The sequence below is a fragment of the Geminicoccus harenae genome, assembly GCF_019800005.1.
Classification (GTDB): Bacteria; Pseudomonadota; Alphaproteobacteria; order Geminicoccales; family Geminicoccaceae; genus Geminicoccus; species Geminicoccus harenae.
The window spans coordinates 93,706-116,295 of the sequence record NZ_JABGCL010000010.1 but is presented as its reverse complement, the minus strand read 5'-3'; the positions used below and the strand labels follow the sequence as shown (position 1 = coordinate 116,295).

Genomic DNA, 22,590 nt, shown 5'->3' with positions numbered 1-22,590 from the left:
AAATGTGCCAGGCGTACCGGCGTGTTCCTCCGGCTCTTTGCACTTCCGGTGCTTCCTGGTAGCTGGCTGAACCTCGGGAAGCGCGCAGCCTGTCGCCCTCGGCGCTAGCAGGAGGGCCGTGGCAGGGATCCTGCGTGCCCCCGAAGAGGTGGCGGGCAGCAAGGGGCCGGATCGGGCCCGGCGCATCCGCCGGAACGAGCCTGCGATCGGAAGTTTGTCGATGTCGAACAGTCCCAGCGGACCTCAGGACGTGGTGCCGCCCGGCAAGGTCGTGAACGGCACCAACGGCAACGACCTCCTGCAGGGCGGCCGGGGCAACGATTACCTGCGCGGCTTCGGCGGTGCCGACCGGATGCTCGGCGGCGACGGCGACGACCGGCTGATCGGCGACGACGGCAACGACAACATGATCGGCGGCGCCGGGGACGACGTGATCCTGGGCGGCGCCGGTGACGACCGGATCGCCGGGTCGGCCGGCAACGACATCCTGGATGGCGGGCCGGGCCTGGATTACCTGGACTATGAGCGGGAGAACGGCCGGGTCCAGGTCAACGCCGCTACCGGTGTCGCCGTGGACGGCGCCGGCGGCATCGACACGATCAGCAATTTCGAAGTGATCGTCGGTTCGCGCTTCGACGATGTGATCGTGGGCTCGGCCCGGGACGAGGTGATCGTGATCCGGCGCGGCGGCAACGACTCGGCCGACGGTGGCGGCGGCCACGATACCCTCAACCTGTTCGTGCCCGACGCCACCGTGGTCGACCTCGCCGCCGGGACCTGGAGCTATGGCAGCACTTCCGGCACGGCACGCAACTTCGAGCATCTGATCACCGGCAGCAACGCCGACGACATCCAGGGTTCGTCGGTGGGTGAGTTCATCAACAGCGCTGGGGGCGATGACTTCGTGCGGGCCGGGGCCGGCAATGACCGGGTCGACGGTGCGGCGGGTGACGACTTCATCTTCGGCGAGGCCGGCAACGACACGCTGGTGGGTGGGCCGGGCAACGACGGACTCTATGGTGACGAGGGCGACGACACGCTGATCGGCCAGCTCGGCGAGGACTGGCTCTCCGGCGGGGCCGGTGCGGATCGCCTGTTCGGCGGCGAGGGCGCGGACAGCCTGTTCGGCGACGACGGCAACGACCGGCTGGTCGGCGAGGCCGGCAACGACTCGCTCTATGGCGGCGATGGCGACGACGTGCTGACCGGCGGGGCGGGCGACGACGAGTTCATCCGCTACGAGAATGGCGGCCGTGACATCATCACCGACTTCGGCACCGGCGACGACCGGCTGTTCGTGCTGGGCGAGGGGGTGAGCAACTTCGCCCAGTTCCAGTCCAAGGCCAGCCAGAGCGGCAGCGACGTGCTGGTCACCTTTGCGCCCGGCCAGACCATCCTGCTCCAGGGCATCGTCCTGGCCGACCTGACCGCCAGCAACGTGGTGGTCGGCTGAGCCAGGGCCTCACAGGGATGCGGGCCGGCGGCGTGGCGAGCCCGGCAACGGGCATCAGGCCGGCCCTGCGCGTCCTTAGCGCTCGGCACTTCATCAGGCACGGCTCGGACGCCCGCGGCGAATGGCCCCTGCACGGGGTTCTGCCGGCGCACGAAGCGGCCGATCCGCAGCCGGTTGGCCGGAAGCAGCCCGAGACGGCATAGGCGGGCGACAGGGTTCGGGGCACCCTGAGCTCGCACTGCTCTTGCCCGGGCTGGCAGGCACCTCCACCTGCGTCGCCTGCGAACCCAGCCAACTCGGGGCGACGTGCCGCAGCCGGCCGGCGTCCACCCATGTCGACGTCCCGACGGAGATGGCGGAACCGCGCCTAGGCTCTTGAACCCGCTGGCATCCACGGCCATTCACCAGGGGCCAAGCCAAGCCCAGGGAGACAGCGCCATGGCCACCGTCCGCCCACGCCGTTCGGTGCTCTACATGCCCGGCAGCAACGCCCGGGCGCTGGAAAAGGCCAAGACGCTCGCTGCGGACGCGCTGATCCTGGACCTCGAGGACAGCGTGGCGCCCGACGCCAAGGAGGCCGCGCGGGCGCTGGTGGCCCAGACGGTCGCGGCCGGCGGCTATGGCCATCGCGAGCTGATCGTCAGGGTCAACGGTCTCGACACGCCCTGGGGCCATGCCGACCTGGTGGATGCCGCCACCATGGGGGTGGACGGCGTCCTCCTGCCCAAGGTGTCGGACGTCGAGCTGGTGCGCCGCGCCGTCGAGATCCTGGACGGTGCCGGCGGGGCGCCCGACCTGCCGGTCTGGTGCATGATGGAAACCGCGCGCGGCATGTTCCAGGTCGACCGGATCGCCGATCACCCGCGGGTCACCTGCCTGGTCATGGGCACGTCCGACCTGGCCAAGGAGCTCCACGCGGCCCACACCCCGCTCCGGCTGCCGATGATCACCTCGCTGGGCCTGTGCATGCTGGCCGCACGGGCAGCGGGCATTTCGATCGTGGACGGGGTCAGCCTCGACCTGCAGGACGAGGAAGGCTTCCGCCAGGCCTGCCGGCAGGGGGCGGAACTCGGCTTCGACGGCAAGACCCTGATCCATCCCAAGCAGCTCGACGCCGCCAACCAGGCCTTCGCTCCCTCGCCCGAGGCGGTCGAGCGGGCCCATCGCATGATCTCGGCCTTCGAGGAGGCCCGTGCCGCGGGCAAGGGCGTGGTGGTGGTCGACGGCAAGCTGGTCGAGAACCTCCATGTCGCCGAGGCCAAGCGGATGGTGGCGCTGGCCGACGCGATCGCCGCGCAGGGCTGAGAGCCAGGCCCGGGGAACGGGGCCGGAGGCGCTGCCGCGGCCGCTCAGGCGGCGACCGGTGCCAGCGCCTCGCAGATCGCCCGGACATGCTGGTGGTCGGTGCCGCAGCAGCCGCCGACCACCCGCAGCCGACGCAGAACCGGCCGGAGCAGGCGGTAGTCCGCCGCGAGGCCAGCCGGGTCGCCGCGGTCCAGTTCGGTCGCCGCATCGAGCTCCGCATGGCTGCGCCGCGAGGCATTGGCGCGGATCCCGCCGATCCGGTCCAGCCAGTCGCCGCCCGCCTCCAGATCACGGCGGAAATGGTCCGGATGGGCACAGTTGATCATGTAGTAGGCGGGCGCCCTGCCGGTGGCCTCGTCCACCTGCGCGATCGCCGCGCGCAGGCTCTGGCCGGACGGCAGCCGGCCGTCGGTCTCGACGGTGAACGAGACCACGAGCGGCATCGCCGCTTCCCGGGCTGCCCGGGCGATGCCGACCGCCTCCTCGGCATAGGTGAGAGTCACAGCACTCACCATGTCGGCTTCCGTGCCGGCGAAGCTGTTCATCTGGGCGCCGTGGTAGGCCTGCGCCTCGTCCGGCGTCATCCGAGCCTCGGCACGGTAGCCGTCGCCGCGCGGGCCGATGATCCCGCTGATCACGATCGGGCCGGCCCCATCGGCGAACTCGTCCCGCAGTTCCTCCAACAGGGCCACGGAGCGACGGTTGATCTGGGCAAGCGCGGCGGCGCCGTAGCCCAGGCGGCTGCCCCAGTCGGGGCTCGCCCGCTAGGTCGGCGTGTCGAGCACGAAGCCGCGGCCGTGCTCTTGGGCGATCTGCAGATAGGGCAGGAAGTAGCGACGCAGGGCCTGGCGGCCGCGCTCGTCCGCCACCAGCGGGAACGAGGCGAACAGCGGCAGGTCCATCCCTTCCTGGAAGATCAGGGTGGTCTCCAGGCCGCCATCGGTCAGGAACAGGTCGCCGCCCAGCTGCGGCAGGTCGTGGCGATAGCGCGGCATCGGCATTCAACCTCATTGGTCGCAAAAGACGGATGAGGCGAAACTAGCCGACAGCGGCGGCTCATGCTGTGTCGGGCATCACCTGGTCAGCCGGCACCCGCGAGGCTGCCATGGGCGCGGGTGAGCGCGTCCAGGAAGTTCTGGATCTGCGCCTTGTCGATGTCGCGGACGATGAACACGAGCCGCGTGTCCCGGTCCGCCGACGGCCACCGGTCCAGCGTGACCGGCGGGTGCATCACATGCTGGACCGCGTGGAAGACCAGGGGCCGCTCCGGCTCCTCGGCGATGTGCACGATGCCCTTGACCCGGAGCAGGTCGGCGCCGCGCTGGGCGGTCAGGAGGTCCAGGAACAGGGAGAAGGCCTGGGCCGGGATCGGCTCCGACTTGCGGATGGCGAACGCGCGGATGTGCTCGTCATGGCGGTTCACGTCATGGGCGTGCTGGCCGTCATGGTGACGGTGGTCGTGCGCATGGTCATGGTCATGGTGATGACCGTGGTCATGGGTGTGCCCGTGATAGGCTTCTTCCGCCAGCCAGCGCTGGACGTCGATCGACTTGGTCGCCGGGTCGTAGAGGCCGCCGCACAGGAGCTGGTCGGGCGCGATCTGGCCATGAACGACCTTCAGGATCGGGGCTGCCGGGTTCAGCCGGCGCAGCCGGTCCTCCAGGGCCTGGATGCGGTCCAGGGATGCCAGGTCCGTCTTGGTCAGCACCAGCCGGTCGGCGACCGCCGCCTGCTTGACCGCCTCCGGCTGCCGGTCGAGCGTATCGGCGCCATTCACGCCATCCACCAGGGTGACCACCGCCTCCAGCCGGAAGAAATGGTCGATCGCGGCGTCCTGCATCAGGGTCTGCAGGATCGGCGCTGGGTCGGCGAGCCCGGTGGTCTCGATCACGACCCGGTGGAACGACCGGATCTTGCCCTCCCGCATCCGGCCATAGAGGCCGTGCATGGTGCGGGCGAGGTCGCCGCGGATCGTGCAGCACAGGCAGCCCGACGCCAGCTCGACCGTGCCCTCGGACTCGTCGCCCGCCTCCACCAGGTCGTGGTCCAGGCCGATCTCGCCGAACTCGTTGATGATCACCGCCGTGCCGGCCATGGCCGGGTCCTTGAGGAGCCGTGCCAGCAGCGTGGTCTTGCCCGAGCCGAGAAAGCCCGTCAGCAGCACGACCGGCAGCTTCTGCTCCGGTCCGGGAATCTCCACCTGCATCCTCGCTCCGTTCCCGCCTGGGCGCCACGCGAACGGCACCGCCTGACATGTGTGTCACCGAACAACATTCGGCGGGATCCCTCTGGCACGAGGACCCGGCCGATGCCTCGCCGCCTGCCCATGACCGTGCTGCCCGGCTTCCCGGCAGCGGCAAGGCGACGCCACTCCAGCATGTGCTCGCCCTGGGCGCAGGCCGCAAGGTGGCGGTGATCGTCAGCGACATGACGAGGCGAGCATCGATGAGCAGCCGGATCAGGCCGCCCGGTAAACCGTCAAGACACCTGGAATGGCTGCGGATGCGGAGCCGTCCGGATCGCGCATCCCTGCCATGAGGTGGGTGCAAGAGGCGCTGGCAACCGGACCCGGCCCCGCCTGGCCCGGTTGCGCGAAGATTGACAGAGGCTTGCGGAAACCTAGGTTGCGCGCCAGCGACCCGTTGATCATCTCTGCCGCTATCATGGCTTCGCGCACGCCGGAGGATGCGATCGTGCAGGCAAGACGGCCCCTTTCGCCGCATCTTCAGATCTACCGCTGGTATGCCAGCATGATGATGTCGATCCTGCACCGCGCAACCGGCATCGCTCTTTCTGTGGCGCTCCTGCTGCTGGTCTGGTGGCTGGTGGCGCTGGCTTCGGGTCCGGACGCATTCGAGCGCGTGCATTCCCTGGCCGGCAGCTGGTTCGGCCTCCTGGTGATGTTCGGGATCACCGTGGCCTGGGCCTATCACCTGCTGAACGGCATCCGGCACCTGGCCTGGGACGCGGGCTACGGCTTCCACCCGGCACAGTTCCGGCGGACCGGCATGATCGTGGCGGTTGGCACGGGCGTCCTGACCGTCCTGGTCTGGATCGCCTTCCTGATCGCCCGCTGAGGAGGCCGTTCATGGCAACGTCATTCCGCACCCCTCTGGCACGGGCACGCGGCCTCGGCTCGGCCAAGGAGGGGGTTCACCATTGGAAGCTGCAGCGGATCACCTCGATTTCCGAGCTGCTGCTCGAGATCTGGTTCGTCACCCAGCTCATCCGCATGGCCGGGTCCGGCTATTCGGAATGGGTGGCGTGGTTCTCGTCGCCGATCAATGCCAGCCTGATGTCGGCCTGGATGATCTCGATCTTCTACCACACCAAGCTCGGTGTGCAGGTGGTGATCGAGGACTATGTCCACGGCCGGCCCTACAAGATCGCGGCCCTGCTGGCCCTCAATCTGGTCGCGGTGGCGCTGGCCGTCGCGGCCATCTTCTCCATCGTGACCATCTCCCTGCGGGGTTGAGGCAATGAGCACCGCCTATCCGATCACCGAACATGCCTACGACGCACTGGTCGTGGGCGCCGGCGGCGCCGGCCTGCGTGCCGCGGTGGGCATGGTCGAGGCGGGGCTGAAGGTCGCCTGCGTCACCAAGGTCTACCCGACCCGCTCCCACACCGTGGCAGCGCAGGGCGGCATCAACGCTGCGCTCGGCAACATGAACGAGGACGACTGGCGCTTCCACATGTACGACACCGTGAAGGGGTCGGACTGGCTGGGCGACCAGGACGCCATCGAGTACATGACCAAGAATGCGCCGGCCTCGGTGATCGAGCTGGAGCATTACGGTGTGCCGTTCTCGCGCACCAAGGAAGGCAAGATCTACCAGCGGGCCTTCGGCGGCCAGTCGGTGGGCTTCGGCAAGTCCCAGGCTTACCGGACCTGCGCCGCTGCCGACCGCACCGGCCACGTCATCCTGCACACGCTCTACCAGCAGGCACTCAAGAACAAGGTCCAGTTCTTTTCCGAGTATTTCGCGCTCGACCTGCTCATGGACGACGAGGGGGCGTGCCGCGGCATCATCGCGATGAACATCGCGGATGGCTCGATCCATCGCTTCCGCAGCCAGCTCACCTGCCTGGCCACCGGGGGCTATGGCCGGGTCTACTTCTCGGCCACCTCCGCCCATACCTGCACCGGCGACGGCAACGCCATGGTCCTGCGGGCCGGTTTGCCGCTCCAGGACCTGGAATTCGTCCAATTCCATCCTTCCGGGATCTATGGCGCCGGTTGCCTGATCACCGAGGGCGCCCGGGGCGAGGGCGGCTACCTCACCAACAGCGAGGGTGAGCGCTTCATGGAGCGCTATGCCCCCTCGGCCAAGGACCTGGCGTCGCGCGACGTGGTCAGCCGCGCCATGACCATCGAGATCAACGAGGGTCGTGGCGTGGGCGAGCACAAGGACCACATCCACCTGCATCTGGAGCACCTGGACCCGAAGGTCCTGCACGAGCGCCTGCCCGGCATCTCCGAGACCGCCAAGGTCTTCGCCGGCGTCGACGTGACCAAGCAGCCGATCCCGGTGGTGCCGACCTGCCACTACAACATGGGCGGGATCCCGACCAACTGGCGGACCGAGGTGCTGACCCGCAAGGGCGACGATCCGGACGTGCCGGTGCCGGGCCTGATGGCGGTGGGCGAGGCGGCCTGCGCCTCGGTGCATGGTGCCAATCGTCTGGGCGGCAACTCGCTGATCGATCTCGTGGTGTTCGGCCGCGCGGCGGCGCACCGGGCAGCGGAGCTGATCACCCCCGGCAGCGCCCACAAGCCGCTGGCGAGGGACAATGCCGAGCAGGCGCTGGAGCGGCTGGACCGGCTCCGCCATGCCTCGGGCGGGTCGCGGGTCGGCGAGATCCGCCTCGCGATGCAGCGGACCATGCAGCGTCATGCGGCGGTCTTCCGCGAGGGCCCGATCCTGGACGAGGGCTGCGTGAAGATCGCGGAGGTCGCCGAGAGCCTGGCCGACATCCGCATCGACGACCGCTCCAAGGTCTGGAACAGCGACCTGGTCGAGGCATTGGAGCTGCAGAACCTGATGCTGCAGGCGGTCACCACCATGGAATCGGCGCGCTATCGCACCGAGAGCCGTGGCGCCCATGCGCGTGAGGACTATCCCGAGCGCGACGACGAGAACTGGATGAAGCACACGATCATCTGGATCGACGACCGGTACAAGACCGCGATCTCCGACCGCCCGGTGCACATGAACACGCTGAGCAACGAGGTGGAGACGGTGAAGCCTGCCAAGCGGGTTTATTGAACCTTGTTCAGCAGGTCCCCACATATCGCCTGCCGGCGGAGGGCATGTTCCTCCGCTCGGGCGGGCGATATGCCGGCCGGCACCTCGTCCGATCATTTCATGTCTATTCTCGGTGGAGCCCGCTGCCTGCGGCCGGCTCGTCGTAACGTGTCGCAGAACCGTCGGGCGTGGCGCTGACGTTCGGGCGACCTGGGACTGGAACTTCACATGGCCGAATTCGCCCTTCCGAAGAACTCCCGCCCGGTCGAGGGCGAGCGGCACAAGGCCGCCGACGGTGCCACGAACGTCAAGGAGTTCCGGATCTATCGCTACGATCCGGAATGGGGCACCAATCCGCGCATCGACACCTACGAGCTCGACCTGGACAAGTGCGGCCCGATGGTCCTGGACGCGCTGATCAAGATCAAAGGTGAGGTCGACGGCACGCTGACCTTCCGGCGCTCCTGCCGTGAAGGGATCTGCGGCTCCTGCTCGATGAACATCGACGGCGAGAACACGCTGGCCTGCCTGAAGGCGATCGACGACTGCAAGGGCGCGGTGAAGATCTACCCGCTGCCGCACATGGAGGTCATCAAGGACCTGGTCGTCGACTTCACCCATTTCTGGGCGCAGTACGAATCGATCCAGCCCTGGCTCAAGACCGAGAGCCCGGAGCCGGCGCGCGAGCGCGTCCAGTCGGTCGAGGAGCGCGAGAAGCTCGACGGCCTCTACGACTGCATCCTGTGCGCCTGCTGCACGACCTCCTGCCCGTCCTACTGGTGGAACGGCGACAAGTATCTCGGCCCGGCGACCTTGCTCCAGGCCCATCGGTGGATCGCCGACAGCCGCGACGAGGCCACCGGCGAGCGCCTGGACGACCTTGAGGATCCGTTCAAGCTCTACCGCTGCCACACCATCATGAACTGCGCCAACACCTGCCCCAAGGGGCTGAACCCGGCCAAGGCGATCTCCGAGATCAAGAAACTGATCGTCGAGCGGACCCTGTAAGCTTCCTTCGACAAGCCACTTGTGGAGTCATCAGAATCCAATAAGATCGGACCATACGAAGAGGCATAAGCCCACACACGCAGGTCCGAGTTGAAAAGGGAGGTGTAAGCCTCCCTTTTGTTTTTGCGCCACCTCTCGCCGCTGCTGCCGCGCGCACCGGGTTGCTTGGATGCGCCCGGAGGATGGCGACGGGAGCCGGCGGCAGGAAGCGGACGAAGATGGCCAGCACGAACGAGGACGCGGTGGTCCTGGCGAGCATCCGCCATGACGATCGGCTGCTGATCCTGCGCCACCTGCCCGACCGCGGGACGGTGGAACTCGGCTGGTGGACCCGCGACGAGGCCGGCTCGCCGGCCCAGGCCGATGCCATGGAGCTGGCCGCCGAGGCGATCGAGGTCGACGCCTTCCTCGTCTTGTGCCGCCAGGCCCAGGCGGGGCTGCAGGGCGAGCCTGCCGACGGCGTGGTGCTCGCCGGCTCGGGCCGGCTGGCCGATGGTGCCGAGCTGGTGGCGCGCCGGGTGGCCGGTGCGGTGCTGCTGGAACGGGCCGGCGAGGAGATCAGCCGGGTCGAGCTGCCGGCCGATGCGCTGGACCGGCTGGTCGAGCAGCTCCCGAAGGCACGTGGAAGGCTCGACCTGCTGGGCTTCGGCCTGCCGCAGCAGGGCTGACCCCGTCGCCCTGGCGAGTGACCCCCTTCCTTCCTAGGCTGACAACACGTCGTCCGGTGACGGCGGCAGGAGGGGCTCGGCGCCATGCGCCGATAAAACGTTTTGCGACAGAAGGAAGCGGTGGTCGTGAACTACGACTATGTGGTGATCGGGGGCGGCAGCGCTGGCTGCGTGGCCGCATGGCGGCTGACCCAGGAGTTCGGCGCCAAGGTGCTCCTGCTGGAGGCAGGCGGGCCGGACGACAACTGGCTGCTCCGGATCCCCGCGGGCTTCGTGAAGCTGCTTTCCAACAAGAAATACGTCACCCACTACGAGACCGTGCCGCAGCCGCAACTGGACAACCGGGTGCTGTCCATCCCGCAGGGTGCGGTGCTGGGCGGCGGCAGCAGCATCAACGCCCAGGCCTACATGCGCGGGCGCATTCGCGACTATGACGAATGGGGTGAGATGAGCGGCAGCCCGCTCTGGTCCTGGGCGAAGATCCTCCCGCACTTCCGGGCGCTCGAGGGCAATGTCCGCTTCAACAACGAGTTCCACGGCATCGATGGACCCCTAAAGGTCGGCCAGGGCGGCTTCGTCTGCGAGATGACCAACATCTTCCTGCGCACCGCGCAGGGGCTGGGCCTGCCGTTTCGCCACGACTTCAACAATGGCGCGCCCGGCGGGGTCGGCTACCTGCAGATCACCGGCACGCCCGGCCGGCGCTGCAGCGCAGTGGACGCCTTCCTGCGCCCGGTGATGGACGCGCCGAACCTCCATCTGCGCACCCGCGCGCTCGTCTCGCGGATCGTGGTGGAGAACGGCCGGGCGGTGGCGGTGGAATACCGGCACGAGGGCCGCCAGGAGACGGCCAGGGTGGACGGCGAGGTCCTGCTGGCGGCCGGCGCCTTCGTCTCGCCCAAGCTCCTGATGCTGTCCGGCATCGGCCCGGCCGACCATCTGCGGGAGCATGGCGTCGCGGTGCAGGTCGACCTGCCGGGCGTGGGCCAGAACCTCCAGGATCATCCGGGCTCGCCGGTGGTGGCCGCCACCAACGGCGACTACGGCCATTTCGGGCAGGATCGCGGCCTGAAGATGGCGCTCAACGGCGTGGAGTACCTCCTGTTCCGCCGCGGCCGGATCACCAGCACGGGCGTGGAATCCTGCTCCTTCCATGTGCCCGAGGACGGCCATGGCGACCCGGTCATGCAGGTCTACTGCGTGCCGACCACCAGCTATGCCGGCGACGTGCCGAACGTCGACGGGGTGACCCTGCACACCGTGCTGCTCCGCCCGCGCGCGGTGGGCTGGCTGAAGCTGCGCTCGGCCGACCCGGCGGACAAGGCCCTGGTCCACCCGAACTATCTGGGCCACCCCGACGACCTGCGCCATCACATCCTGGGCGTGCGCGCTGCCCGGCAGATTCTCGCGGCTCGGCCGATGCGCGACGTGGTCACGACCGAGCTCCTGCCGGGGCCGCAGGCGCAGAGCGACGAGGACATCACCCGCCACCTGCGCCGCACCGCCCGCACCGACTTCCACCCGGTCGGCACCTGCCGGATGGGCAGGGAGGGTGCTGCCGACACGGTGGTGGGTCCCGACCTGCGCGTGCAGGGGGTGGACGGGCTGCGGGTGATCGACGCCTCGATCATGCCCAAGCTGGTCTCGGCCAACACCAACGCCCCGACCATGGCGATCGCGGACCGGGCGATCTCGATCATGCGGGGCGTGGAGCGCGCCTGAGGCTCGACGGCCGGGCGAGGCATGCCGGAAACCTCGCCCGCCCCGATTGATTCCGCGGCGGGTTCGGGCGATCTGATTAGGTGAGCGCTTCCGCTCGGCCTGCCGGAGCACCGGATGTCCGACCAACGACTGCAGCAGATCGCCAACGCCAGCCTGTCCGGCTACCTGCGCTACAGCACGGGCGACCGGCGCGCGGACGAGGCGACCGGGCGCAGGCATGGTGCCGCCGGCGAGCCCAAGCCCAACGACCGCGAATCCCTCTATTATGCGAGCCTGGTCGGCGAGGCGAAGGCGGCACTGGCGGCCTATGAGCGGGAACGGGCCGAACTGGTCCAGGCCAAGGCGCGCGAGGCGGACCAGCTCGCCCGCGAGAGCGACGAGAACTACCAGAAGCGCAAGGCGGCAGTCCTGGAGGAGCGTGCCAGTGCGATCGCGGCGCTGGACAAGACGATCGGCCCGCGCAGCAGCCGGATGCAGGCAGCGGCCGAGCAGCAGGTCGAGGCGCGGGCGAGGGCCGCCCAGATCGAGGCCGATCTCGGCCGGCCGCTGCGCACCAGCATGGTGCCGGTCTACCCCTTCGTGCTGCTGGTGATCGCGATCGCCGAGATCCCGATCAACCGGCTGGCCTTCGAGCTGTTCTTCCAGGAAGCGCCGATCGTTTCCCTGTTCCTGTCGTTCGCGGTGGGCCTGCTCCTGGCCTTCTTCGCCCATCAGGCGGGGCTGTGGCTGCGCCAGGCGAGCAGCTACAAGACACTGGGCGGCAAGCTCGGCCATCTGGCCGGCGTGGTGCTGATCCTCGTGATCGCCCTGCCGCTCATCTATTTCATCGCGGCGATGCGCCAGCACTACCTGGCCCTGATCGAGGCCGAGGCCGCCAACGACTTCGGGGCCCTGCTGCGCCAGGGCCTGGAGGGCGGGCTCGGCAGTGCCCGGGAAGTGCTCTCGGTCGAGCTGGGCGGCCCTGGCTGGACGCTCCTGATCCTCAACCTGGCCCTGCTGGTGGTTGGCGCCATCATCTCCTTCATCCGCCACGACCCGCACCCCGACTACGAGGCGGCGGTGACCCGGGCGGAGCGGGCGCAGCGTCGGCTGAACCGCCTGCGCAGCGCCTATGAGCGCCAGGAGGCCAAGCTGTCCCGGCAGTATGACGAGCGGATCTCGACGCTCGACCGCCAGCTCGTGCGGATCGAGAACGAGCTGGAGATGGCGAGGCGCACGCTCCAGCAGGCGGGGGCCCACCGCCCGCAGATGATCCGGGCGATCGCCGGCACGTTGGTGCAGCGCTTCGGCGCCTACCGGCTGGGCAACCGGCTGGGCCGCACCGACGGCCAGAGCCCGGCCTGCCTCGATGATTTCAGCGAGTCTGCTCTCGTGCAGGCCTTGCACCGGAGCCTGGACGATGCGCCGATGGCTGGCATCGATGATGCTGACAATGTGGTGGGCATGCGGCCTGCCGGCTGAGGCCCGCGCCGCCACCGACTACTGTGCCGGCAGCGAGCGCGCGGTCCTGTTCCTGATCGACCGTACCACGGCCTATGACGAGCGGGACCAGGAGGTCCTGGTCGGCGGCATGGAGCGCTTCTTCGGCGAGCTCGGCACCGGCGACCGGCTGCTGCTCTACACGATCGGCGCCAGCCCCGCCGACAGCCGGCGGCTGTTCGATCGCTGCGTGCCGGGCTGCCCGGAGGAAGGGTTCCTCGGCAACCTGTTCAGCAGCTGCAAGGCGATGGTGGCGCGTGCCGACCGGCAGGTCTTCACCCGCGACCTGGTGACGATGCTGGTCGATCTCCTGCACGACCCCCAGGACTACGCGGCCTCGGCCATCATCGAGACGATCCGCAGCGTCGCCGCGAGCAACCGTGCCAGCCGCCCCGCCCGGATGGTCCTGTTCTCCGACATGCTGGAGAACACCGAGCTTTTGACCTTCGAGCAGCTCCTGCGCGAGGGCACCGGGCCGGCCCTCGCACGGGTCGAGCAGGCCGGCATGATCCCGGACCTGGCGGGCATGGAGGTGGACGCCTTCGGCCTCGGCCGCAGCCATGCGGTGGACCGGCCGGCCCTGTCGGGGGAGGCCATGCGCACCCTCACGGAGTTCTGGGAGGCCCTGTTCGCCAAGGCGGGGGCCGCGGGCATCACCATCGGCCCGGACTATGTCGAGGATGCGGGCTGAGCAGCGCTACTCGATCGCCGGCAGGGCCAGGTCGCCCACCAGGGTCGGTGCCCCGCCGAACCCTTCCAGCAGCAGCGGGCGCAGCCCCTCCATCCCCATCACCGGATGATCGCCATCGGGAAATGCGCCCGAAACGAAGCCGATGTCCCGGAAGGGCTGCACCAGTTCCGGCGAGGTGGCGAGCACGTGGACCGGGACGTGATGGCCCGGCTCGGTCCCCAGCACGCGGGCGGCCGGCTCGTGGTCACCCAGGATGATCGCCAGGCGCGGGCGAGGCACCGGCAGCGCCGCCCAGGACGCGATGACCTCGAGGGTGTCGGCGATCGTCCCCGCATAGGCCTGCCGCAGCGCTGCCGGGTCGGCCCACAACTCGACCGCACCCGGCCCCTCGGGCATCCGGCCGGCAAAGGCGCTGCCGTCGCCCAGTCCGTCCCAGGGCAGGAGCGGCGGCACGGGCGGGGTGAACGGCGCATGGCTGCCGATCAGCGCCACCTGGCCATACCAGGCAGGTGCCGCTTCCGAGGAGCCGGCCAGCAGCTCCTCGACCCGTTGCAGGGTGAACTGGTCGGGCATGGTGACATAGCCCGGGCGAGGGCCGGCATAGTCGAGCCCTTCGGCGAACAGCAGCCGGTCGAAGCCCAGCGTCAGCGCTTCGGGAAAGGGCCGCACGATCGCCGGCTGCACCATCATCGTGGCATGGCCGGCCCGGCGGAACAGATGGGCCAGGTCGGCATCGGCCGACTGCAGATAGACCCGCCAGCCGCCCTGCCCGGTAATGGGGATGCCCGAGGCCACCGTCGCGTGCGCCAGCCAGGACTGGCCGCCGACCGTGGGCGAGCGGAGGAAGCCGGAAACCAGGGTCTTGCCGCCCTGCCCGGCCGCCACCTCCAGCCGTTGGAGCGGCGGCCGGGCCAGGGCCGCCACGTCCGGCTGGTCAAAGGCCGAGCGGCCATAGGACTCGACGAACACCACGAGCACGTCGGCCCCGGCCAGCCCCGGGAACAGCCGGCTGGGCTCCGCGGTACGCCAGGGGTCGGCGGCGCGCGCCTCGGCAAAGCGCTGCTCGGCCGCCCGGGCCTGGACCGTCCGGTCGACCTGCCTGACCAGCTGGTCCAGGCCGAACCCGGACAGCGGCCCGCCGGCCAGCCAGACGCCCACCAGCGCCACCGCCGGCAGTGCCGCCAGCCTCGGCAGCCGGGCCGCGGCATCGATGCCATGGACGAGCGGCCAGGCGAGCAGGAGCAGGCAGGAAGCGCCCAGCGCCACCACGGCCGCCGCAGGCAGGAGGCGCCAGCCGCCCGAGCCGACCTCCAGGAGCGGCACCACCAGCTCCAGGTCGGTCGCCAGGACCAGCTCGCGGCCGAACCAGAGCCAGACCAGCCGGTCGACGATCCGGACCAGGATCATCAGGGCGAGGCAGGCACCCATCGCCCGGGCGGGCCAGGCGCCGAGCCGCCGGCCGCACAGGACGACGAGCAGCACGGCCAGCACGAACTCGACCGGCGGCCGCCAGAACCAGGACTGGGCCGCCTCGGTCACCGAGCCCGGCAGGTTGAGGCCGAGGCTGGTCAGCAGCAGGGCGACCAGGAACAACCAGAGACGGCCGATCATGCCGCTGGCCCCGGAACCCGTCGCTGCTGCCACTGGTGGGCGAGGTCGATCAGGAAGGATGCGGCCAGCAGCAGCACGGCCAGCGCGGCCGCCGGCACCGCCAGGCGCGATCCCGCCAGTGGCCAGGGGACGGCCAGCAGCAGGAAGATCGGCAGCGCGCACAGGATGCGGCGGCGCAGCGACGGCGGCAGCGGCCGCTCGAGCCAGGGCAGGGCCCGCCCGGCCAGGAGCCAGGCCGGGCGCAGAAGCGGTGCCGCCAGCACGAACGGGCCTGTGACCGGCATGGCGGCCAGGCTCGCGGCACCCAGCAGCACCGCGTCGGTCTCCAGGTCGAACCGCGCCCCGAACCTGGTGGCGCTGGCGGTGCGCCGGGCGATCCAGCCATCGGCCGCATCGGTGCTGAGCGCCAGCAGCAACAGGGCCGCGACCAGCCCGCCCGGAGGGCTGCCGCACAGCACGCTGACGCCGATGCCGATCGCCATGCCGAGCCTGAGACCGGTCACCAGGTCCGCCGGCCCCGGGCCGTCGCTGGACGGCTGGCTGGCTGCCGCCAGCACCAGCAGGGCTGAGCACGAGGCCAGCAGCACGACCGGCAGCAGCGTCGCCGCCCCCATCACCGCGGCGGCCGCGGTGGCGGCCAGAACCAGCTCGGCCAGGAGGCCCCCGAGTATCCAGGGAGCGCGATTCACGTTGGCCAGGCTGGCGATCGGCGAGACTCCCTCGATCATGTGCGGGCATAACGACATGACGCAGGCGCCAGCCCGTTTTCAATGGAAAAGCCGGGCTAGCGCCTGCGGGGGGCGCTGCCCACTTATCGATGTACGCGTTTCGGATTCAGTCGGATCTCGGGGAAAAGAATGCTCGGGCGGAGCGAGAAGGCGGACCAGGTCCCCGCAGCCAGTGAATCGATCCGACGACGGGTGCGGCTGGCGGCAGCCGAGGCAGTGCTGCGTGAGGGTGGGGTCGTCCGGATCGCGGCGCTCGGGCAGCCGGAGGTGGACTGCGTGGCACTCGACGGGGCCGGCACCGAAGCCTCGCTGGCCTTTGCCCGGAGTTCCGGGCCGACGGTCCGCATGGTGCTGACCGCCTCGCGCGCCCGGGCCCTGGGGCTGGATGCCGGCGGTGCCGTATGCGTGGCGCTGGCCGTGCCGCGTGCGGGCGGTGCCGAGCTTTTGGAAACCCTGGCCGGGCTGCCGGTGGGCAGCCGGCGGCCGGTGGCCCTGCCCGAGCTGGCGCTGGAGCCGGCCAGCCGGGCCGAGGCCGCCGCGGTCGACATCGCCAAGCGCGCCTCCCTCCTGCCCGCCCTGGTAGTGGCGCCGGTGGCCGAGCGCGAGGTCGACGTGATCGTCGAGATCGAGGTGGACGAGGTCGAGACGGCGGTGATCGACCCGCCGCTCGTGCCCACCGTCCAGGCCGAGCTGCCGATCAGCCTGACCGAGAGCGCCCGGATCGTGGCGTTCCGCGCACCGGACGTGGCCTATGAGCATGTGGCCCTGGTGGTGGGCGAACTCGGCAGCACGCCAGCACCACTGGTGCGGCTCCATTCGGAATGCCTCACCGGCGACGTGTTCGGCTCGCTGCGCTGCGACTGCGGCCCGCAGCTTCAGGCCGCGCTCGCCCAGATGGCGAAGGAAGGTGCCGGGGCCCTGCTCTATCTGCGCCAGGAAGGCCGCGGCATCGGCCTCACCAACAAGCTGCGCGCCTACCGGCTCCAGGAAACCGGCCTCGACACGCTGGATGCCAACACCCATCTGGGCTTCGAGCCGGACGAGCGCGACTTCCGGACGGCGGCCCGCATGCTCCAGGCGCTGGGGCTGCGCCAGGTGCGCCTGCTGACCAACAACCCGCAAAAGGTGCGCACGCTCGCCCGCCACGGCGTGGACGTGACCGAGCGCGTGCCGTTGTCGATCGCTGCGAACCGGCACAATCTCCGTTATCTTCAGACCAAGACGCAGCGTGCCGGCCATCTCGGGCTGCCGGCGGTGAACGACGAGGATGGTGGATGAGGCGACCGGTCGGCCTGCTCGCGTGCCTGCTGATGCTCGTGGGCGTGATGATGGTGCCGAAGACCGGTGATGCCGGCACCCGCTGGCGGCTCGATCCCGAGCATACCACCGTGATGTTCGAGGCGCCGCATATCGGCTACGCCCGCATTTTCGGCCTGTTCCAGCGGGTCGAGGGCGAGTTCGACTTCGACGAGTCGACCCGCGCTCTCACCTATCTGCGGGTCAAGGTCGACCTGGACAGCGTGTTCACCAACAACCAGCGGCGCGACCGCCATCTGCGCTCCGAGGACTTCCTCGACGCCTATGACCACCGGATCGCCGAGTTCGTGATGACCGATGCCGATCCTGGTTCCAACACGACCGGGCAGATCATCGGCGACCTGCGCTTTCGCGGCATGACCAAGCCCGTCACCCTGGACGTCACGCTCAACCGCATCGGGCCCTACCCGTTCGGCGGGAACTACGTGTTGGGTGCCTCGGCCACCACGGTGATCCGCCGGTCCGACTTCGGCAGCAGCTACGGCGTCGCGGAGGGCTGGGTGCCCGACGAGATCCCGGTGCGGATCGAGATCGAGGCGATCCGGGAGGATCCGGCGCGTTGAAGCGGGCGGCATCCGATTGGCGCTGGATCGCCCTGCTCGAAAGCCGCGCCACCGGCCGGCCGCTGCCGGACGGCGCTGCCGCATGGCCCGGGCTGTTCGCCCTCTACCGCGACCAGCTGCAGGCGGCGAGCGCCGATGGCCTCCATGTGGTGGCCCATCTCGGCCAGAGCCTGGACGGGCGGATCGCCACCGCGAGTGGCCACTCCGCCTATGTGACCGGGCCGGAGGACCTGGTCCACATGCACCGGCTGCGTGCCCTGGCCGATGCGGTGCTGGTCGGCGGCGGCACCGTGTTCCACGACGACCCGCAGCTCACCGTGCGCCTGTGCGATGGCCCCTCGCCGGTGCGGGTGGTGCTCGATCCCTGGCGCCGGCTGGGGACCGGCTACCGGGTCTTCCAAGATCAAGCCAGCCGGACCCTGCTCCTGACCCGCCCGGAGAACCTGGATGGCGGCCGGCATGGGCATGCGGAGGTCGTGGCGGTGCAGCCCGGCAGCGACGGCGCTGCCTACTGCCCGCGCTCGGTCCTCCGGGCACTGGCGGGGCTCGGCCTGCGCCGGCTGCTGATCGAGGGCGGCGGCGCCACGGTGGCATGCTTTTGGCAGCATGACTGCCTGGACCGCGTCGACCTGTGCGTGGCGCCGGTCGTGATCGGCCAGGGCCGCGACGCGCTGCCCCTGCCCTCGGCCATGTCGATGCAGGACGCCGAGCGCTTCCGGCCTGAATGCCTGCCGCTGGGTGATGACCGCCTCTACGTCCTTCGCCGGGCGCGACGCCCGGTAGGGCTAGGGCCGGGGCAGGAACAGGAGGTCGCGATGGCCGACCCGGAGCCCGGTGGTGCGCAGGTGGCGTCGCTCCCGCCATGAGCCTGGGGCGGCCGCCGCATCGGCGATGCCGTCGATCATCGCGTGGAGCATCGGTCCATCCGCCTCGCCCAGCCGCCAGGGCGAGTTACCGGACAGCACCTGGCCATGCCCTTCGAGCCGCTTGGCCAGAGCCTGGTGGGCATCTGCGCCGAGTGCCGGGCCGAAGCCCTTGTCGCGCCGCATGTCGGCGCTGAACGCGGCCAGCACCTCGGCATCGCCCTCCAGCGGCGGCGTGAAGGCGAGGTCGCCGTCGACGGTCAGCCCGATCCAGGCGGCGCAGCGATGGCGGCGCAGCAGCCCGGCCAGCCGGTCGAGCCAAGCGGCGGAGACCAGATCGATCAGGGCGGAGGCGGTGACCAGATCCACGCCTCCGCTCACCACCACCTCCAGGTCGCGCGCCAGGTCCAGCTGGTGGTAAGTGATCCGCCCATTCGCCGGAAGACGAGCAGTGCCGGCCGCCACCAGAGCCGGATCGTGCTCGACCAGGGTCCAGCGCGCATCCTCGGGCAGAAAGGGGCTCAGGGCTCGCCAGGCGCTGCCCGTGCCGGCCCCCAGATCGACCACCCGCAGCCCGCTGCGCCCGGCGGACCAGGCGGCCAGCGTATGGAGCAGCTCGGGTGCCCGGGCCGAGACGTCATGCGGCTCGCGCAGCTCCAGCCAGCCAGCGGCAAAGCCGGTCAAGCCTGTGCCACCCGGTCGAGTGCCGCGGCCACGGCGGCAGCGCAGGCTGTCCAGTCCGGCAGGTGGGCGCGGGCGGCCAGCGCCGCGGTGCGCAACCGATGGCGCCGGTCGGGCTCGGCCAGGACGGAGCGCAGCGCCAGCGCCAGCTCGTCCGGACGGTCCGGCGGCACCAGCACGGCGGCGTCGCGGTCCATCCAGTCGGCCACCGCCCCGCCGGCCACCGCGACCACCGGCAGGCCGGCCGCGACCGCCTCGGCCAGCGCCATGCCGAACCCTTCATAGCGCGAGCTGGAAACGAACAGGTCGCTGCGATGGAGGAGGGCGTGCAGCTCGTCGGCAGCAACCTCGCCTGTGAGCGACACCCGCTCCGCCAGCCCATGCCGGTCGATCGCGGCCCGCAACCGGCCGGCCTCGACGAGATCGCGCACGAGGCTTCCGGCGATCACCAGCCGCCAGGGCAGATCCTGGAGAGTCGCCAGCGCATCGACCAGGGCCGGGAAATCCTTGCGCGGCAGGACCGAGCCCACCGCCAGCAATGCGGGGGCAGCATCGCCGGAGCCCGTCGCCACCGGCAGCGGGTCGGTGCCGGGCAGGGCGACGGTCAGCTTGGCTTCGGCCACGCCGAACGTGGTCGCCAGTGTTTGCGCGGTGGTGGTGGAGGTGACCACCACATGGCGGGCATGGGCAAGCGCGGCGCGCTCGCTTGCCACCAGCCGGTCCGCCGCCTGCGGGGACAGGCCGGTCTCGTAGCCCAGCGGATGATGGACCAGGGCCACCAGGCGCAGCCGGGCGGCATGCCGCGCCACCACCTCCGGCATGGCGCCGAACGCCAGGCCGTCGATCATGACCGGCATGTCGTCGGGCAGGCCCGCCAGCAGCCGGTTGGTTGCCGCGAGATCCGCGGCATCGGGAAACGGAAAGCCGTCCGGCAGGCGCACCGGCCGCACCTGCCAGTCCTGCCGGGGCAGCTCCGCGGCGAGGCGACGGTCGTAGAGATAGCCGCCGGTGCGCTGGTCCGGATCGCCCGGGATGGCGAAGGCGAATTCAGCCACGCCCCGGGACCGGCGCCTTGTAGCCGGCCCTGGCGACATGGCTCTCGTGCAACTCCACGCCCACCGCGGTCACCTGGTCGGAGCCGGGGCCGAGTTCGCCGGCTTTCAGCGCATCCACGAAGCGGCCCCAGATCCAGCGGGACAGGAACTCCGTGGTGGTGTTCTTGCCCGCGAACATGTCGAGCTCGTCCAGGTTCTGGTAGTTGATCTCGGCGCAGACCGCCTTCAGCCGGTCGATCGCCCGGCCGATATCGACCACGATGCCGTCCTCGTCGATCTCCGGGCGCTCGAAGGTCACGTCGACCACGAAAGTGGCGCCGTGCAGCTTCTGCGCCGGGCCGAACACCTCGCCCCGGAAGCTGTGGGCGATCATCACATGGTCGCGGACGGTGACGCTGTACATCGGTCGAGGCCTCTCCTGGCTATTGGCTACCGGGGTAGACGACGAGCGGGGCGCGGCCGTCGTCCGGGTCCAGGAGCCTCGTCAGCGCCTGGGCCGGCAGCTCGTCGAAGGGTAGCGGCGGCCCGATCAGCGCGTCCAGGGCAGGGTCCGCCAGCAGCCGGGCAGCACGGTGCCGGCGCTCGGCGTAGTCGACCCGGGCGCGCATCGCCGGTGCCACCGCGCCGACCTGGGAGGAGACCAGGCGCAGCCGCTGGCTGTGGAAGGCGCCGCCAAGCGCCACCGGTGCCGTGTGCTCGCCGTACCAGGACAGGACCAGCAGGGTCGCTTCGCGGCCGCAGGCGGAGATGGCCGGCTCCAGCGCCTCCGGCCGGCCGGTCGCCTCGACCACCAGATCGCAGCCCGCGACCGGCACTTCTGCGAACGGGACGTCCAGGACGTCGGCCAGCATCCGGCGCCTGGGATCATGGTCGACCAGGACGATCTCGACCCCGGGCGTCTGCCGGGCGATCCGCGCGAACAGGCAGCCCAGCACGCCGGCACCCAATACCAGGACGCGCATGCCCGGCATCAGCGGGGCGTCCCAGGCGGCATTGAGCGCGGTTTCCAGGTTGGCGAGCAGCACGGCGCGCTCGGGCGGCACCCCGTCCGGCACCGGGGTCAGCGCATCGGCATGCCCGACGGCGAAGCACTCCTGGTGCGGGTGGAGGGTGAAGACGGTGCGGCCCTCCCAGCCGGCCGGGCCGCGTTCCACCTCACCCACCACGCAGTAGCCGTACTTGACCGGGAACGGGAAGCCGCCGCCCATGGCGGGGCAGGCCATCCGCTCCCACTCGCTTGGGGGAACAGCACCAGTCGCAACCAGCCGCTCGGTTCCGCGCGAAAGCGCGCCGTATCTGGCGCGGATCAGGAACGCGCCGTCGCCCGGCAGTTCCGGGCGCAGCTCGCCCTGCTCCTTGCCGACCCACCAGAACGCCCGCGCCATGCTGGACTTGATCAGCGGGTCAGGCCTTGCCGGTCAGCCAAGCCAGGCACTGCCGCCAGAGCTGGCCATAGCCCGGCCACTGCACGAAGGTCTCGGGCAGCCAGTGCGGGCCGATGTCCGAGGTCCAGGCGAGCGTGCGGCCCTGGCCGTAGCCGCCGGCCACCAGCAACGGATGGCTGCCCTGGTCAGCCGGCGTGCGCGCCAGGAGCTGCACGCCCGGCTCGTTCTTCACCACCACCTCGTTGATGCCGAGCAGCACCGGCCAGTCAGACGGCAGGCCCGCCAGGATCGGATGGCCGGGCTCGACGATCTCGGGCGCGAAGCCCTCCGGGATCTCGATGCGGTCGTCGACCTGGAGGCAGGTCACCGGCAGCACTTCCTCCACCGCGGTCCGGCCATAGCGGGCCGCCCCATTGATGCCCTGGAAGGACAGGTAGCCGCCAATCATGAACAGGCCGCCGCCCATCTCCACATAGTCGCGCAGCAGCTTCAGCCGGTTCGGCACGGTCTTGCCGTGCAGCCAGACATCCGGGTGCAGGAGCAGCGAGTTGGCGCCGATATCGGACAGGATCACGGCGTCGTAGCGCTGCAGATCCTCCAGCGTCAGCGGGAAGGCGGTCTGGGCCTCGTGGGAGGGCATGTAGCGCAGGGCGAACTCGCTGTCGGCCAGCGCCTTGACCAGCGGCTCGGCACCGAGATGGAAGGTGGTGGAGTTGAACTGGTCGAAGCCCTTGGTGTGGACGGCGGAGGTCGACCAGCTTTCACCGGCCAGGAGAACGTTCTTCTTCGACATCGAGAACTCCAAGGGCTTC

The 22,590-nt window shown here is 70.2% G+C and carries 21 protein-coding genes and 1 pseudogene; 13 read left to right on the top strand and 9 right to left on the bottom strand.

Going from position 1 to position 22,590, the window contains the following annotated elements:
* Window positions 1-220: 220 nt before the first annotated feature.
* Window positions 221-1,453 carry a calcium-binding protein gene (locus tag HLA95_RS11570; protein WP_191060256.1) on the top strand — a complete coding sequence of 411 codons (1,233 nt, stop codon included), beginning with the start codon at window positions 221-223 and terminating at the stop codon, window positions 1,451-1,453.
* Between the two features lie 438 nt (window positions 1,454-1,891).
* A complete protein-coding gene (locus HLA95_RS11565; protein WP_222183398.1) occupies window positions 1,892-2,758 on the top strand; it encodes an HpcH/HpaI aldolase/citrate lyase family protein in 867 nt (288 codons plus the stop codon).
* Window positions 2,759-2,802: 44 nt separating this feature from the next.
* Here HLA95_RS11565 and HLA95_RS11560 read toward each other — a convergent pair.
* Window positions 2,803-3,753, bottom strand: a pseudogene (locus HLA95_RS11560) (homocysteine S-methyltransferase family protein).
* A gap of 86 nt (window positions 3,754-3,839) precedes the next feature.
* Window positions 3,840-4,964, bottom strand: coding sequence for a CobW family GTP-binding protein (locus HLA95_RS11555; RefSeq protein ID WP_191060229.1), 1,125 nt, complete (start codon window positions 4,962-4,964; stop codon window positions 3,840-3,842).
* 457 nt (window positions 4,965-5,421) lie between these two features.
* Between HLA95_RS11555 and sdhC the strand changes: the two genes are divergently transcribed.
* The 8 genes from sdhC to HLA95_RS11515 all read left to right on the top strand — a co-directional run bounded on the left by sdhC (window position 5,422) and on the right by HLA95_RS11515 (window position 13,575).
* Complete coding sequence (sdhC, locus tag HLA95_RS11550) at window positions 5,422-5,835, top strand: succinate dehydrogenase, cytochrome b556 subunit (RefSeq protein WP_191060230.1); 414 nt, start codon at window positions 5,422-5,424, stop codon at window positions 5,833-5,835.
* Window positions 5,836-5,846: 11 nt separating this feature from the next.
* Window positions 5,847-6,233, top strand: a complete 387-nt coding sequence (gene sdhD / locus HLA95_RS11545) for a succinate dehydrogenase, hydrophobic membrane anchor protein (RefSeq protein ID WP_191060228.1) — start codon at window positions 5,847-5,849, stop codon at window positions 6,231-6,233.
* 4 nt (window positions 6,234-6,237) lie between these two features.
* Complete coding sequence (gene sdhA / locus HLA95_RS11540) at window positions 6,238-8,028, top strand: succinate dehydrogenase flavoprotein subunit (RefSeq protein ID WP_191060227.1); 1,791 nt, start codon at window positions 6,238-6,240, stop codon at window positions 8,026-8,028.
* 207 nt (window positions 8,029-8,235) lie between these two features.
* The gene (locus HLA95_RS11535) at window positions 8,236-9,015 is read left to right on the top strand and encodes a succinate dehydrogenase iron-sulfur subunit (protein ID WP_191060226.1); all 780 of its coding nucleotides are present in this window, start codon (window positions 8,236-8,238) and stop codon (window positions 9,013-9,015) included.
* Window positions 9,016-9,233: 218 nt separating this feature from the next.
* Window positions 9,234-9,683: a hypothetical protein gene (locus HLA95_RS11530; RefSeq protein ID WP_222183396.1), complete on the top strand. Its 450-nt coding sequence runs from the start codon at window positions 9,234-9,236 to the stop codon at window positions 9,681-9,683.
* Between the two features lie 126 nt (window positions 9,684-9,809).
* Window positions 9,810-11,405, top strand: a complete 1,596-nt coding sequence (locus HLA95_RS11525) for a GMC family oxidoreductase (RefSeq protein WP_191060709.1) — start codon at window positions 9,810-9,812, stop codon at window positions 11,403-11,405.
* A gap of 114 nt (window positions 11,406-11,519) precedes the next feature.
* Window positions 11,520-12,866: an ATP synthase subunit B family protein gene (locus HLA95_RS11520; protein ID WP_191060708.1), complete on the top strand. Its 1,347-nt coding sequence runs from the start codon at window positions 11,520-11,522 to the stop codon at window positions 12,864-12,866.
* Complete coding sequence (locus HLA95_RS11515) at window positions 12,826-13,575, top strand: hypothetical protein (protein WP_191060707.1); 750 nt, start codon at window positions 12,826-12,828, stop codon at window positions 13,573-13,575. The genes HLA95_RS11520 and HLA95_RS11515 overlap by 41 nt, the downstream gene beginning before the upstream one ends.
* 6 nt (window positions 13,576-13,581) lie before the next feature.
* On the opposite strand, the gene HLA95_RS11510 is transcribed toward HLA95_RS11515, so the two are convergent.
* Together HLA95_RS11510 and HLA95_RS11505 are read right to left on the bottom strand one after the other, a co-directional pair.
* Window positions 13,582-15,186: an alkaline phosphatase family protein gene (locus HLA95_RS11510; RefSeq protein WP_222183394.1), complete on the bottom strand. Its 1,605-nt coding sequence runs from the start codon at window positions 15,184-15,186 to the stop codon at window positions 13,582-13,584.
* A complete protein-coding gene (locus HLA95_RS11505) occupies window positions 15,183-15,932 on the bottom strand; it encodes a CDP-alcohol phosphatidyltransferase family protein (RefSeq protein WP_222183392.1) in 750 nt (249 codons plus the stop codon). The genes HLA95_RS11510 and HLA95_RS11505 overlap by 4 nt, the downstream gene beginning before the upstream one ends.
* A gap of 111 nt (window positions 15,933-16,043) precedes the next feature.
* On the opposite strand from HLA95_RS11505, the gene ribA reads away from it, so the two are divergent.
* Genes ribA through HLA95_RS11490 form a run of 3 tightly spaced genes read left to right on the top strand, consistent with a single transcriptional unit; the run spans window position 16,044 to window position 18,660 of the window.
* Window positions 16,044-17,192 carry a GTP cyclohydrolase II gene (ribA, locus tag HLA95_RS11500; RefSeq protein ID WP_222183390.1) on the top strand — a complete coding sequence of 383 codons (1,149 nt, stop codon included), beginning with the start codon at window positions 16,044-16,046 and terminating at the stop codon, window positions 17,190-17,192.
* The gene (locus tag HLA95_RS11495; RefSeq protein WP_191061648.1) at window positions 17,189-17,794 is read left to right on the top strand and encodes a YceI family protein; all 606 of its coding nucleotides are present in this window, start codon (window positions 17,189-17,191) and stop codon (window positions 17,792-17,794) included. The genes ribA and HLA95_RS11495 overlap by 4 nt, the downstream gene beginning before the upstream one ends.
* The gene (locus HLA95_RS11490; protein WP_191061647.1) at window positions 17,791-18,660 is read left to right on the top strand and encodes a RibD family protein; all 870 of its coding nucleotides are present in this window, start codon (window positions 17,791-17,793) and stop codon (window positions 18,658-18,660) included. Before HLA95_RS11495 ends, HLA95_RS11490 begins: the two co-directional genes overlap by 4 nt.
* On the opposite strand, the gene HLA95_RS11485 is transcribed toward HLA95_RS11490, so the two are convergent.
* The 5 genes from HLA95_RS11485 to HLA95_RS11465 are packed head-to-tail and all read right to left on the bottom strand — an operon-like array spanning window position 18,580 to window position 22,571.
* Complete coding sequence (locus HLA95_RS11485; RefSeq protein WP_191061646.1) at window positions 18,580-19,341, bottom strand: methyltransferase domain-containing protein; 762 nt, start codon at window positions 19,339-19,341, stop codon at window positions 18,580-18,582. The two genes, HLA95_RS11490 and HLA95_RS11485, sit on opposite strands and share 81 nt — an antisense overlap.
* Entirely contained in the window at window positions 19,338-20,393 is a 1,056-nt protein-coding gene (locus HLA95_RS11480) for a glycosyltransferase family 4 protein (protein WP_322100127.1), read from the bottom strand. Before HLA95_RS11480 ends, HLA95_RS11485 begins: the two co-directional genes overlap by 4 nt.
* On the bottom strand, window positions 20,386-20,796 hold the full coding sequence (locus tag HLA95_RS11475; RefSeq protein ID WP_191062423.1) for a 6-pyruvoyl trahydropterin synthase family protein: 411 nt from the start codon (window positions 20,794-20,796) through the stop codon (window positions 20,386-20,388). Before HLA95_RS11475 ends, HLA95_RS11480 begins: the two co-directional genes overlap by 8 nt.
* Before the next feature lie 19 nt (window positions 20,797-20,815).
* Window positions 20,816-21,778 (bottom strand): zinc-dependent alcohol dehydrogenase, encoded by a 963-nt coding sequence (locus HLA95_RS11470; protein WP_222183386.1) that lies wholly within the window; start codon window positions 21,776-21,778, stop codon window positions 20,816-20,818.
* Between the two features lie 19 nt (window positions 21,779-21,797).
* Window positions 21,798-22,571: a glutamine amidotransferase gene (locus HLA95_RS11465; protein WP_191060595.1), complete on the bottom strand. Its 774-nt coding sequence runs from the start codon at window positions 22,569-22,571 to the stop codon at window positions 21,798-21,800.
* Window positions 22,572-22,590 lie beyond the last annotated feature (19 nt).